Annotated in this window: 11 protein-coding genes and 1 other RNA gene; 9 read left to right on the top strand and 3 right to left on the bottom strand. The window is 67.8% G+C overall.

Going from position 1 to position 12,724, the window contains the following annotated elements; genetic code table 11:
• Window positions 1-185 precede the first annotated feature (185 nt).
• Window positions 186-1,424, top strand: coding sequence for an HNH endonuclease (locus AC3WTE_RS21330; protein ID WP_492440681.1), 1,239 nt, complete (start codon window positions 186-188; stop codon window positions 1,422-1,424).
• Window positions 1,425-1,571: 147 nt separating this feature from the next.
• Here the strand turns inward: AC3WTE_RS21330 and AC3WTE_RS21325 are convergent, their stop codons facing one another.
• On the bottom strand, window positions 1,572-2,150 hold the full coding sequence (locus AC3WTE_RS21325; protein WP_492440679.1) for a helix-turn-helix domain-containing protein: 579 nt from the start codon (window positions 2,148-2,150) through the stop codon (window positions 1,572-1,574).
• 47 nt (window positions 2,151-2,197) lie between these two features.
• On the opposite strand from AC3WTE_RS21325, the gene AC3WTE_RS21320 reads away from it, so the two are divergent.
• The 4 genes from AC3WTE_RS21320 (at window position 2,198) to rnpB (ending at window position 4,575) form a co-directional block, all read left to right on the top strand.
• The gene (locus AC3WTE_RS21320; protein ID WP_492440677.1) at window positions 2,198-3,163 is read left to right on the top strand and encodes an NAD(P)/FAD-dependent oxidoreductase; all 966 of its coding nucleotides are present in this window, start codon (window positions 2,198-2,200) and stop codon (window positions 3,161-3,163) included.
• A 1-nt stretch (window position 3,164) separates the two neighbouring features.
• Window positions 3,165-3,794: a class I SAM-dependent methyltransferase gene (locus AC3WTE_RS21315; RefSeq protein ID WP_492440675.1), complete on the top strand. Its 630-nt coding sequence runs from the start codon at window positions 3,165-3,167 to the stop codon at window positions 3,792-3,794.
• 17 nt (window positions 3,795-3,811) lie between these two features.
• The gene (locus AC3WTE_RS21310) at window positions 3,812-4,159 is read left to right on the top strand and encodes a hypothetical protein (RefSeq protein ID WP_492440673.1); all 348 of its coding nucleotides are present in this window, start codon (window positions 3,812-3,814) and stop codon (window positions 4,157-4,159) included.
• 26 nt (window positions 4,160-4,185) lie between these two features.
• An RNA gene (gene rnpB, locus AC3WTE_RS21305) (RNase P RNA component class A) lies at window positions 4,186-4,575 on the top strand.
• Window positions 4,576-4,580: 5 nt separating this feature from the next.
• On the opposite strand, the gene AC3WTE_RS21300 is transcribed toward rnpB, so the two are convergent.
• The gene (locus AC3WTE_RS21300; RefSeq protein ID WP_492440671.1) at window positions 4,581-6,074 is read right to left on the bottom strand and encodes a CYTH and CHAD domain-containing protein; all 1,494 of its coding nucleotides are present in this window, start codon (window positions 6,072-6,074) and stop codon (window positions 4,581-4,583) included.
• Window positions 6,075-6,171: 97 nt separating this feature from the next.
• Between AC3WTE_RS21300 and AC3WTE_RS21295 the strand changes: the two genes are divergently transcribed.
• On the top strand, window positions 6,172-6,951 hold the full coding sequence (locus AC3WTE_RS21295) for an enoyl-CoA hydratase/isomerase family protein (RefSeq protein ID WP_492440669.1): 780 nt from the start codon (window positions 6,172-6,174) through the stop codon (window positions 6,949-6,951).
• A gap of 93 nt (window positions 6,952-7,044) precedes the next feature.
• On the opposite strand, the gene panB is transcribed toward AC3WTE_RS21295, so the two are convergent.
• Window positions 7,045-7,890 carry a 3-methyl-2-oxobutanoate hydroxymethyltransferase gene (panB, locus tag AC3WTE_RS21290; RefSeq protein ID WP_492440667.1) on the bottom strand — a complete coding sequence of 282 codons (846 nt, stop codon included), beginning with the start codon at window positions 7,888-7,890 and terminating at the stop codon, window positions 7,045-7,047.
• 161 nt (window positions 7,891-8,051) lie between these two features.
• On the opposite strand from panB, the gene AC3WTE_RS21285 reads away from it, so the two are divergent.
• The 3 genes from AC3WTE_RS21285 (at window position 8,052) to AC3WTE_RS21275 (ending at window position 12,705) form a co-directional block, all read left to right on the top strand.
• The gene (locus tag AC3WTE_RS21285; protein WP_492440665.1) at window positions 8,052-9,455 is read left to right on the top strand and encodes a WS/DGAT/MGAT family O-acyltransferase; all 1,404 of its coding nucleotides are present in this window, start codon (window positions 8,052-8,054) and stop codon (window positions 9,453-9,455) included.
• A 58-nt stretch (window positions 9,456-9,513) separates the two neighbouring features.
• The gene (locus AC3WTE_RS21280) at window positions 9,514-11,040 is read left to right on the top strand and encodes an alpha/beta hydrolase (protein ID WP_492440663.1); all 1,527 of its coding nucleotides are present in this window, start codon (window positions 9,514-9,516) and stop codon (window positions 11,038-11,040) included.
• Between the two features lie 123 nt (window positions 11,041-11,163).
• Window positions 11,164-12,705 (top strand): alpha/beta hydrolase, encoded by a 1,542-nt coding sequence (locus AC3WTE_RS21275; RefSeq protein ID WP_492440661.1) that lies wholly within the window; start codon window positions 11,164-11,166, stop codon window positions 12,703-12,705.
• The last annotated feature ends 19 nt before the right edge of the window (window positions 12,706-12,724 follow it).

The following is a 12,724-nucleotide window of genomic DNA, read 5'->3' as shown; positions in this document are numbered from 1 at the left end:
GCGGGTTGGGATGGTGTTGTAGATGGCCTTGAATCGGTGGGTTTTCATGTCGAGGGCGTCGCCGTCGTAGCCGGCCGGGATCCTGAACCTATCCACAGCGCGCGACCCATCCACAAGCGGCGCCTGCCAGAAAGTTTGAAGAAGCAACCCCTTGATGTTCGAAAGTATGTTCGATAAAATGTGGTATGGGAATCGCAGAGGATCTCACGACCAGCCTCGACATTGCCCGAGGTTTGGGCGTTCCGGATGACGTCACCGGAGACGATGCTCTCGAGTCGATGCGGGTGCTGGTGACGCTGCGCAATCTGATTGATCATCTGGCGGCGACGGTGACCGGGGTGCTGGATCGGTGCGCGGTGGCGGCTTCGCAGGGGCGGACGCTGCGGGAGTTGTTGATGTCGTTGGGGTTTGCACCGAGCGTGGCGGAGCGGATGGTGCGTATCGGTGGTGCGCTGCCGTCGTTGCCGACGCTGACCGTGCATGCCGCGGATGGGGCGATCTCGGGTGAGCATGTGGATGCGATCGTCAAGGGCATCAACCATATTCGGGCCCGCTCACCCGGACTGGTGGGCGAAGAAGCCCGATTCGGGCAGGTGACCGACCTGTTGGGGCAGTTCTTTTCCGGGGCCACCCCGGCGGAGATCGGGGACCGGGCCCGGCGGCTCGGCAACCGGGTCGCCGCGGCTGCGGGTGGTCTGCCCGCTGCGGAGGACCGGTCGATCAACACGGTCGATCATCGGGTGACCAGTGACGGGCGCCTGCAGGTGCGCGCGGACCTGGACGCCGAAGTGGGTGCCAAATGGGTGGCCGCCATGGAGGAACTGTCGGCGCCGCGGCCCGAACCCGACGGCACCGCTGATGCCCGTTCGGCGGGACGGCGCCGGGCCGACGCGCTTGAAGCGGTGTTGGATATCGCCGCCCGGGGTGGGGACGTCGCCAGCGCGCCGCGCACCCAGCTGCTGCTGACAGTGCCCGCCGACACCCCGGACCTGGCCCAGCTGGAGTTCATGGGATCGATCAGCATGGCGACGCTGGACCGGCTGACCTGCGACACCACCGTCACCACGGTGATCGTGGACGGCGAACAGGTACCACTGGACATGGGACGGGACAAACGGTTGTTCCCGGCACCGCTACGCAAAGCCTTGTATCTGCGCGATCAATGCTGCATCAAATGCGGCGCCCCGCCCGGACGTACCCATGCCCATCACATCGTGCACTGGACCCACCACGGCGAAACATCACTGAGCAACGGCTGCCTGTTGTGCCCGGGCTGTCATGCCAATGTCCATCACGACGGCTGGGACGTGGTCATGGGCCTGGACAAACACCCCTGGCTCATCCCACCGGCGACCGTCGACCCCCACCGGAACCCGATCCCGGCCTACAACCGCCGCACCATGCGACTGGACATGGCCGCATAGCCGCCCCACGCGCTATCCGAAACCTGCTGCGCACCTTGACAACTCAACAGTGATAGGCGGATCGCGGGCCTGCTGCTTCGGCGGCGGAGCCGAGCCAGCAGGCCCGTACGCCGCGGAGTGCGGACTGTCGCCGTCCTGTTGCTTGGCTCAGTTGCGGATGTGCAGGCGCTCGCCGTGAGGTCCGAAGATGGCGATCGCCTCCACGGGTCCGTCCACCGTGCCGAACCAGTGCGGCGTCCATGTCGAGAACTCAACGGCTTCACCGGGTTTGATGGTGAAGTCGCGGTCGCCGAGCAGCAGTCGGAGATTGCCCGACAGCACGTACAGCCACTCCTGGCCGTCGTGCACGGGAAGCTCGGCGGGTGGCGTTCGGCGCCGGGCACTCACGCGGATTTTGAACGTGTGCAGACCGCCGGCCGGCCCGCCGCGGGTCAACGGCCAGTAGGTGATCCCGTCGCGGCTGTGTGACGCGCCGCGGACCCGCGGGTCCTCGGCCTCGGGGACGCGCATCAGTTCGTCGGTGCTGATGGCCAGCGCGGCGGCGAGCCGGGGCAGGTGGTCGAGCGCGAAGCGGCGCTTGCCCGATTCCAGGCGGCTCAGCGTCGAGATGTCGATATCGGCCGCGCGCGCAACGTCTTCCAGCGTCATGCCGCGTTGCGTGCGCAGCTCGCGCAGCCGGCGTCGGACCCGCGCCTCGATGTCGTCGTTCTCCGAGTTTGCCTGCATGGCAAATTAGCTTGGCATTTTGCGCGCCGCGCGGCAAGGTCGGTGTCATGCAAAACGAATGGGAATGCGCCATCGTCGGTGGCGGGGCGGCGGGACTGAGCGCCGCACTGGTGCTGGGCCGTGCGCGACGACGAACGCTGGTCATCGACGCCGGAGAGCAGAGCAACCGCGCGGCCCACGGCATCGGGGGACTACTGGGGCACGACGGACGCCCACCTGCCGACCTGTACGCCGACGGGCGCCGTGAGCTGATGAAGTATCCGTCGGTGCAGTTCGTCGAGGGACAGGTCACCGGTGCGACGGCGCAGGACGGCCCCACGTTCCGGCTCGAACTCGCCGACGGAAGTGTGCACCGTGCCCAGCGGCTACTGCTGGCCGGCGGCATGGAGTACGAGTACCCCGACATCCCGGGACTGCACGACCACTGGGGCCGGTCCGCGTTCCACTGCCCGTTCTGCCATGGCTGGGAGGCCCGCGATCAGGCGCTGGCAGTCCTCGCCGACGGGGACCGGGCCGTGCACATGGCGCTGTTGCTGCGGGCCTGGACCGACGACATCGTCGTCCTGACCAACGGGCCGACCAGCCTGGACGACGACCAGAACCGCGCCCTGGCCGACGCGGGTGTGCGCGTGGACGAGCGCAAGATCGTCGAATTCGCCTCGCACAACGATGAGTTGGCCGCCGTGGTGTTCGCCGACGGCGACGAACTCAAGCGCGAAGGCGTCTTGATGGCCAGCGCGTTGCGGCAGCGAACCGACCTGGTGGCCCAGCTCGGGGTACGCACCGCAGAACCCGGGCCGGTTGTCGTCGACGCCGTTGTGGTCGACCAGATCAACCGCACCTCGGTGCCCGGCATCTTCGCCGCCGGCGATGTGTGCGCCCAGATGCCCCAGGTCGCCGCGGCGATTGCCAGTGGTTCCGCGGCCGCTGCGGCCATCGTGCAGAGTCTGGTGCACGACCAATTCGGCTTGCCCGTCATGCCCTGGCCCAACTTCGATCAGCAGGAGAACTGACATGTCCACGACTGAGACACCGCAGGAACACTGGGAAGGCCGCTATGCCGAGAAGCCCCAGATGTGGAGCGGTCGGGTCAACGCCCATCTAGCGACGGTTGCCGGCGAACTGACGCCGGGCCGCGCGCTGGATCTCGGTTGCGGCGAGGGAGCCGACGCGATCTGGCTGGCCACCCAGGGCTGGCAGGTGGTCGCGGTCGACATCGCCACCAATGCCCTCGATCGGGCTCGCAGTGCGGCACAGGCCAGGGGAGTGGCGGAGCGGATCGACTTCCAGCACCACGACCTGTCCCAGAGTTTCCCGGCGGGCAGCTTCGATCTGGTGTCGGCGCAGTTCCTGCACTCCACGGTTCATCTGGAGCGCCGGCAAATACTGAAGCAGGCGTCAGCGGCCGTCGCGCCGGGCGGCACGCTGCTGATCGTCGACCACGGTGAGGCGCCGCCCTGGGCCGCCAAGCACGTCCATGACCACCACTTTCAGTCCGCGGACGAGGTTGTCGCCGAGCTCGACCTACCGGAACAAAGCTGGCAGTCGCAGCACGTCGGTACGCTGGAACGCGAGGCAATCGGACCCACCGGCGAATCCGCCATTTTGCGGGACAACCTGATTGTCCTGCGCCGCACGCACTGATCGGAGGTCACCAAGCGGTGAAGCGCCGACTCGACATCCGCCTGGCTGCAGAGTCGCTGCTTCTGGTGACCGCGTGCCTGTGCCTTCTACTGGGTGGCCGCCAGGCGCTCGGTTTCGTGACCGATGCCATGGGCAACTCGTTGGCCACGTCCGGCGACTGGTCGCTGGGGCCGGCGGCCGCGTTGCTGGTGTACGGCCCGCGGCAGGTGTGGTCGTCCTGGACGATCACGGTGCCGGTGATCGTGGTACTCGGCATCGGCCTGGCGGCCGCTCGAACACGCTGGGACGGGCCGCGATGGCTGAAACAGGTGCTGCTGGCCTATGGTGCGGTCGTCGTGCTGGACTCGCTGGTCGCGGCGCTCTGACCAGCTGATATGGTTGTCGGCGCGGACGAGTTGGCCGGGCGGCCGCGGGACCGAGAGGTTTCGAGGAAAGTCCGGACTTCACAGAGCAGGGTGATTGCTAACGGCAATCCGAGGTGACTCGCGGGACAGTGCCACAGAAAACAGACCGCCGTCGCAAGACGGTAAGGGTGAAACGGTGCGGTAAGAGCGCACCAGCATTCCGGGTGACCGGAGTGGCTAGGTAAACCCCACCCGAAGCAAGGCCAAGAAGGCCGCAACCTGGTTGCGGCTGCGCAGGTGCCCGAGGGCTGCTCGCCCGAGCCTGCGGGTAGGCCGCTCGAGGTACCCGGCGACGGTGTGCCCAGATGGATGGTCGCCGCCTCGCCACCAGCGATGGTGGCGGGGAACAGAATCCGGCTTACAGGCCAGCTCGTCCGCCCCGCTACTTCTTCGCTTTCCTCATCGCGCGTGCCAGCGCCTTGAGTGAGGCGTCCAGCTGCATGCGGGCGTACTCGGCCACCTCGGCCTCGTGCTGGTGCAGGATGCCGTAGGTGAAGGTGTCCTCGCCCGCGGCGTGCGCGGCCTCGGCCTGCTGCAGCAGGTGTGCCCGGCTGACGTAGCTGTCCTGGTGATCGCCCAGCAGCGTCTGGATGTCCTTGGCGCAGTCGGCCACTTTCGACTCACCCGTGGCGGCGGCCGTATAGCGAAGACGCTTGGCGCCTTTGCGAATTCGGTGCAGCGCCTCCTCGCTGTCCTCGGCGCCGGCCGCCTCCGCCGCTTCGGCCTTCCGTACCGACTTGCGGACGCGGCGGTAGGCGCCGCCGACCGTCACCGGCTTCGCGTCCTCTTCGGCGGCGGCCGGCTGGGTGTTGTCGACGACGATGGCGTCGAGCGCATCGAGCAGCCGGAAGTAGCGCTCGGATCGCATGGCCGCGAGCGACCGGCGCAGCCCGGACTGGTAGCGCCGCTGCGAACCGTCGACCAGGCGCTCGCGTGCCTGCCCACGAACGAGTTCCGGCGCAAGCCCCTGCAACGCGTCCTCGTATCGCTGTGCGAGCACCTCGGCGTCCCGCGCCGTGCCCAGGACGCCGGCCAGCAACTTCAGCTCGTCGAGCACCCATTCGCGTTCGCCGAGATTGCCCGTCTCCTGCAGCAGGCTGCGGATCTTGCGGATGGTGACCCGCATCTGGTGCACCGCGTCGAAGGTGTCGGCGCGCACCGCGCGGTCCCACTCGATCAATTCGGAGATGTGCGCCGCGATGGCGCGGTGCACCTTGTCGGTGGGCTCGGGAGTGGGCTCCGGGTCGTCGTCCCCTCTGGCGGCCTCGAGCACCTTGGCCAGCTTGGAGCCGTGCCCGGCCGGTTCGGCGCCGGCGTCGAACAGCCGATTGGCCAGTCGGTCGAGCACGTCGGCGCCCCCATCGACGTTGCCCACCAGTTCGAGCTCCCACTCCCGCCAGTTCTGCAGCGATTCGCCTGCCGTGGCGGTCACGCGGTCGTCGCAGAACTCGGCGAGTTCGGTGTCGTCCGGTGCGTACAGCATGGACACGGTGCGCGCTGTCTCGATCCGCGCGACGGGCTGCAGCGGCAGGTCCCGGACGATGGCCAGCACGATGTCGCGCAGCTCGTCGGGCACGCTCTCACGGGCACTGGTGAGCGGCAGCCGGACCTCGGTGCGGGAATCGGCGCCGGCGGGCAGCTTCAGATGCCAGCCCGCATCGGTGCCGCCGGTGCGCCGGCGCAGGGTGATCATGTGCGCCGCCAGGTCGTGGTCCGGGGTGTCGAAGTACACCGCGTCCAGGTGCTCGACCGGCCGTTGCTCCACCCGGCCGACGGCGGACAATCCGTCGAACGACGGGGATACAGTGCTGTCGACCACCGCGAACTTGCGTTCAATCTCGGTGTGGCGGGACGGTTTACGCTTGCCAGCGGCCATGTTCACCTTCATTTGCGACCCGGGACGGGCAGTACCAACGCTGCCATTAGCGTGCCACATCGCGGCGCTGCATCTGCTGCCGATAACGTCTTGAGGCGTGACCGAATTCGAGACGCTGAAGTTCGCCCAGTCCGGTGCCGTCGTGAATATCGTGCTCGACCGGCCTGAGGCGGCCAATGGCATGAACGACGCCCTGACCCGCGACCTGGCGAGGGCCGCTGCGCTGTGCGACACCCCGGCAGTGAAGGTCGTCACCCTGACCGGCGCCGGCCGCTTCTTCTGCGCCGGTGGTGACCTCAAGGCGATGGCCGCCGCCGATGATCCGGGTGCGTTCGTCAAAGGCATCGCCGACGACCTGCACCGCGCCATGTCCACGTTCGCCCGCATGGATGCGGTGCTGATCACCGCCGTCAACGGCGTCGCGGCCGGCGCGGGCTTCCCGCTCGGCGTCTCCGGTGATCTGGTGCTGGCCGCGGAGTCCGCGTCGTTCACCATGGCGTACACCAAGGCCGGGCTGAGCCCCGACGGCGGATCGTCGTACATGCTGCCGCGGCTGATCGGCCTGCGCCGCACCCAGGATCTGATGATCACCAACCGCGTGCTCAAAGCCGCCGAGGCTGCCGACTGGGGCCTGGTCACCCGCGTCGTGCCCGACGCCGAGCTGCCGGGCGCGCTCGACGCCCTGGCTGCTGAGGTCGCCACGCAGGCCGGTGGTTCGAACGCCGCGGTCAAGCAGCTGCTGCTGACCACCTACGGCGCCGAATACGAGACCCAGCTGGAGCGTGAAGGCCGGCTGATCGCCAAGTGTGCGTCGTCGGCCGACGGCAAAGAGGGCGTCGGCGCCTTCGTCGGCAAGCGCAAGCCGGCCTTCGGCTGAGCCGAATATCAGACTTGAGCGCCTAGCGAGGAGGAGTGTGAGGGCTGTGCACGGCAGATAGCGGATGTGCGTGCACAGCCCTCACACTCGTGCTCAGTAGGAGTGCTCCTCTGCGGGGAACACGCTGGACGCCACCTCGGCAGCGTACTGCCGTGCGGCACGGCCCAATTCGGCCCCGACGTCGCCGAAGCGCTTGACGAACTTGGCGGTCTTTCCGGCCGTCATGCCCGCCATGTCCTGCCACACCAGCACCTGCGCGTCGCAGTTGGCGCCGGCGCCGATGCCGACGGTGGGGATGGTCAGCTTGCCGGTGATCTGGGTGGCCAGCTCCGCGGGCACCATCTCGAGCACCACGGCGATGGCGCCGGCCTCGGCCACGGCGATGGCGTCGTGGATGGTCTGGTCGGCGGCGTCACCGCGGCCCTGGACCCGGAAGCCGCCGAGCCCGTTGACACTCTGCGGGGTGAAGCCGATGTGGGCCACGACGGGGATGCCGGCCTGGGTCAGTGCGGCGATCTGCTCGACCATCCGCTCACCGCCCTCCAGCTTGACCGCGTGCGCGCCGGTTTCCTTCATGAAGCGGGTTGCCGTCGCGAGAGCTTGCCGAGGGCTTTCTTCGTAGCTGCCGAACGGCAGATCGGCGACCACCAGCGCGTGCGGGGCACCCTTGACGACTGCGCGGGCCAGTGGGATCAGCTCATCGATGGTGATGGGCAGGGTGGTGTCGTAGCCGTAGACCACGTTGGCGGCGGAATCGCCGACCAGCAGAACGGGAATCTCGGCATCGTCGAAAATGCGGGCCGAAGAGTAGTCGTAGGCCGTGAGCATGGCCCACTTGTGGCCTTCGGCCTTCCATTTTGCGAGGTGGTGGGTACGGATCTTGGTGCGAGGGGTCTTACAGACAGACTCCGGGGCAGCGCCGTAAAGCTGATCAGACATCGTCGTCCTCAAATATGTTGGTCGGTTCGAACCTCGAGGCCCGTATCGGGTCCCCGGGACGTTTGACGGGTCAAGTCTGCCACCACCGGGCACTCCAGGTGAACGACACATGAAGTGGAATGCCTCACATTCGGTAAACCGGGCCGCCTACGATCACGCATATGCCCGGATACCAGCGGCTCAGCGGACTCGACGCCAGCTTCCTCTACCTCGAGACCGCGGTGCAGCCCCTGCACGTGTGCGCGGTGATGGAACTGGATGCCGCCACCATTCCGGGCGGCTACAGCTTCGACAAGATGCGCCAGAAGTTGGTCGAGCGCCTCGCGGCCATGCCGGAGTTCCGCGAGAAGCTGGCGGACTCGCCGCTGAACCTCGACCACCCGGTGCGGGTGGAGGACCCGGATTTCGACATCGACCGGCACCTGCACCGCATCGGGCTGCCATCCCCGGGTGGCCGCGTCGAGCTGTCCGAGATCTGCGGGCACATCGCGGCGCTGCAGCTGGACCGCAGCCGCCCGCTGTGGGAGATGTGGGTGATCGAGAACATCGCCGGCACCGACGCCCACGACGGCGGCCGGCTGGCCGTGATGACCAAGATGCACCACTCCGGGATAGACGGCGTCACCGGCGCCAACCTGATGTCGCAGCTGTGCACCCTCGAACCGGACGCGCCGGCGCCCGAGCCCGTCGCAGGCAGCGGCACCGCCTCGGAACTCGAGATCGCGGTGGGGGGCGCGGTCAAGTACTTCACCCGCCCGCTGAAGCTGGCCAATGTGCTGCCCTCGACGGCGACCACCGTGATCGACACCGTCCGCCGCGCGGCCAAGGGACTGACCATGGCGGCGCCGTTCGCTGCGCCGAAGACCGCGTTCAACGTCAACGTCACCGGGCACCGCAACGTGGCGTTTGCCCAGCTGGACCTGGCGGACATCAAGACCGTCAAGAACCACTTCCATGTGAAGGTCAACGACGTGGTGCTGGCATTGGTGTCGGGTGCGCTGCGGCGCTACCTGCTGGAGCGTGACGCGCTGCCGGATTCCACCCTCGTGGCCATGTGTCCGGTCTCGGTCCGCGGCAAATCCGACCGCCCCGGCCGCAACCAGGTGTCAGGCATGTTCGCCAAGCTGGAGACCACCATCGAGGACCCGGCCGAGCGGCTTCGTGCCATCGCCGACTCGAGCACCGTTGCCAAACAACACAGTTCGGCCATCAGCGCGACGCTGCTGCAGGACTGGTCGCAGTTCGCCGCGCCGTCGGTGTTCGGGACCGCGATGCGGGTTTTTGCCTCGACCGGCCTGGCCGAGGCCAAGCCCGTGCACAACCTCGTCGTCTCGAACGTGCCCGGTCCGCAGGAGCCGCTGTACATGCTCGGCGCCGAGGTCAAGGCGATGTATCCGCTGGGCCCGCTGTTCCACGGTTCCGGCTTGAACATCACAGTGATGTCCCTGAACGGCACGTTGGACGTCGGCCTGATCTCCTGCCCGGAGCTGATTCCGGACCTGTGGGACATGGCTGACGAATTCGCCACCGCGCTGGATGAGCTGGTTGCCGCCGCCACCGTCTGACGGCGCGCGGCAACGCCCTCATCAGGTCAGACCAGCGCTCATGGCACCATGGTCGACCATGAACCTCAGACGGGGGAGTCTCGCCCTCGCATCGGTACTGGCCACGGTCCTTGTGCTTGCGACGGGTTGTAGCCAGGTGATCGACGGACGCGCGACTCGCGCGGTGCCGAAGCCGGGCGCGCCCCTGCAGTGGTCGCCGTGCCAGACCACGTCACCGGACTCGCAGTCGCGCATCCCCAAGGGGGCCGAGTGCGCGATGCTGTCCGTGCCCGTCGACTACAGCAAGCCCGACGGTGACGTCGCACAGCTGGCGCTGCTGCGGATCAAGGCGACCGGCGACAAGATCGGCTCCCTCGTGATCAACCCGGGCGGGCCGGGGGAGTCGGGCGTCAGCGCCGCGGTGTCGTTGCTCAACAACATTCCCGACGCGGTGCGGCAGCGGTTCGACCTCGTCGGCTTCGACCCTCGCGGCGTCGGGTCCTCCAAGCCCGCGGTGTGGTGCAACTCTGACGCCGACAACGACCGGCAGCGCGCCGACCCGCAGGTCGACTACTCGCCGGCTGGTGTCGCACGCATCGAATCCGAGACCAAGGCGTTCGTGCAGCGCTGCGTCGACAAGATGGGCAAGGAGTTCCTGGAGAACGTCGGAACCGCCAACGTCGCCAAGGATCTGGATGCCATCCGCGCCGCTCTGGGCGACGACAAACTGACCTATCTGGGTTACTCCTACGGCACCCGGATCGGTGCGCAGTACGCCGAGGACTACCCGGACAAGGTGCGTTCGATGATCCTCGACGGCGCCGTCGACCCCAACGCTGATCCGATCGAGGCCGACATCAACCAGGCCGCCGCGTTCCAGATGGCGTTCAACAACTACGCCGCCGACTGCGCGAACAGCCCGGACTGCCCGCTGGGCACGGACCCGGCGAAGGTCAACGACGTCTACCACAGCCTGGTCGACCCGTTGGTCCAAAAGCCGGCCCCCACAAAGGATCCGCGTGGTCTGAGCTACAGCGACGCGTTGGTCGGCACCATCCTGCCGCTGTACTCGCCGGCCATGTGGAAGGACCTCACCGCAGGGCTCACCGAGCTCAAGGGCGGCCACGGCGACATCATGCTGCGGCTCGCCGACGCCTACATGGGCCGGGACCCCGACGGCCACTACGACAACTCGACTGACGCCCGCGTGGCGGTCAACTGCGTCGACGAGCCGCCGATCACCGACCGCGTCAAGGTCATCGCGGAGGACAAGCGCACCCGCGAGGTGGCGCCCTTCATGAGCTACGGCCAGTTCACCGGCGATGCCCCGCTGGGCACCTGCGCGTTCTGGCCGGTGCCGCCGACGTCCAAGCCGCACGAGATTTCGGTCAAGGGTCTGGCACCGCCGCTGGTGGTGTCGACGGTCCACGACCCGGCCACGCCGTACCAGGCGGGCGTGGACCTGGCCAAGGAACTCGGTGGCAATCTGCTGACGTTCGACGGCACCCAGCACACCGTGGTGTTCCAGGGCAACAGCTGCGTCGACGACCACGCCGGCAGTTATCTGATCAACGGAACCATGCCCGACGCCGGCGCGAAATGCTGAATCGCGAAGTGCGGTGTCGCGAAAAACGCGGTGCCGCCGCAAGATAACCGTTTGGTCACCGTCTGATTGCCGGGTTGTCTCCCTCCCCGGCCAGGCTTCGGCTCAGCTGCGCGCCGTGCGACCATGTGTGCCATGTTGCGGGCGGGCAGTCGTGGACGACGTGGTGCGGTAGGGGTCGTCGGATTGCTGGTGGCCATCAGCGCCGCGCCGGGATCGGTCGCACATGCGGCCCCCGAATCCCTGCAGTCCTACTACGAACAGGCGCCGGCCTGGACGAGTTGCGAGCCGTTCATCGGTGACACCACGGAGCTGCCGACGGCCCGGTGCGCCAACATCAGCGTCCCCGTCGACTACGCGGATCCGCAAGGGCCGCAAGCCAAGTTGGCTGTGATCCGGGTCCCGGCCTCGGGCCAGCGCCTGGGCGTCCTGCTGGTCAATCCCGGTGGTCCGGGCGCGTCGGCCGTCAACACCGTCGCGGGCATGGGGTCCGTGCTGGCCGATACCGAGATCGGCCGCAGCTTCGATCTGGTCGGCTTCGATCCGCGCGGCGTGGGGCATTCGACGCCGCAACTGCGGTGCCGCAGCGACGCGGAACTCGACGCCGACCGCCGCGACCCGATGGTCGACTACAGTCCGGCCGGGGTCGCGCACATCGAGGCCGTCAGCCGCCGCACGGCGCAGGACTGCCTGCAACAGATGGGCAGCAGCTTCCTGGCCAACGTCGGAACCGCCTCGGCGGCACGGGATATGGACGTGGTGCGGGCCGCGCTCGGGGAGTCGCAGATCAACTATCTGGGCTTCTCCTACGGCACCGAGCTGGGGGCGGCCTACGCCGAACGGTTCCCGGACCGGGTGCGGGCCATGGTGCTCGACGGCGCCGTCGACCCCAATGCCGATCCGGTGACCGAGAACCTGCTCCAACTGGCCGGATTCCAAACGGCTTTCAACGACTATGCGACGGACTGCGCGCAGTCGCCCGGCTGTCCGCTGGGCACCGACCCGACGCAGTTCGTCGCCCGGTACCAGCAGTTGGTCAATCCGCTCGTCGTGCGGCCGGGTGCGACATCCGATCCGCGGGGCCTGAGCTACTCCGATGCGATCACGGGCACCAACAACGCGCTGTACACGAAGAAGTACTGGAAGTTTCTGACCAGCGGGCTGCTCGGGTTGCAGCGTGGTGGGGATGCCGGCGACCTGCTGCTGCTCGCCGACGATTACCAGCATCGTGATCAGAACGGGCGCTACGCACCACTGCAGGACGCGTTCACCGCGATCCGGTGTGTCGATTCGCCGTTCCCGACCGATTCCGCCACGTGGGCGGCCGCGGACCTGAAGGCGCGCCAACTGGCGCCGTTCATGAGCTACGGCCAGTACACCGGCTACGCGCCGCGTGACGTCTGCGCCATGTGGCCGGTGCCCGCGACGTCGCGTCCGCACACGCCGGCATCGCCCGGCCCGGGCAAGGTCGTCGTCGTATCCACAACGCACGACCCGGCCACGCCTTACCAGGCCGGGGTGAACCTGGCGCAGGAACTCGGCGCGTCGCTGATCAGTTTCGAGGGCACCCAACACACCGTGGTGTTCAACGGCGACCGGTGCGTCGACACGGCCGTGGTGGCGTTCCTGACCCAGTCGGTACTGCCACCGGCGGGATTGCGCTGCTGACCTGCGTACGCAGCCCTCA

This window comes from Mycobacterium sp. FW102-FHT13B02 (assembly GCF_058790275.1).
This window is presented reverse-complemented; position numbering and strand designations above follow the sequence as displayed.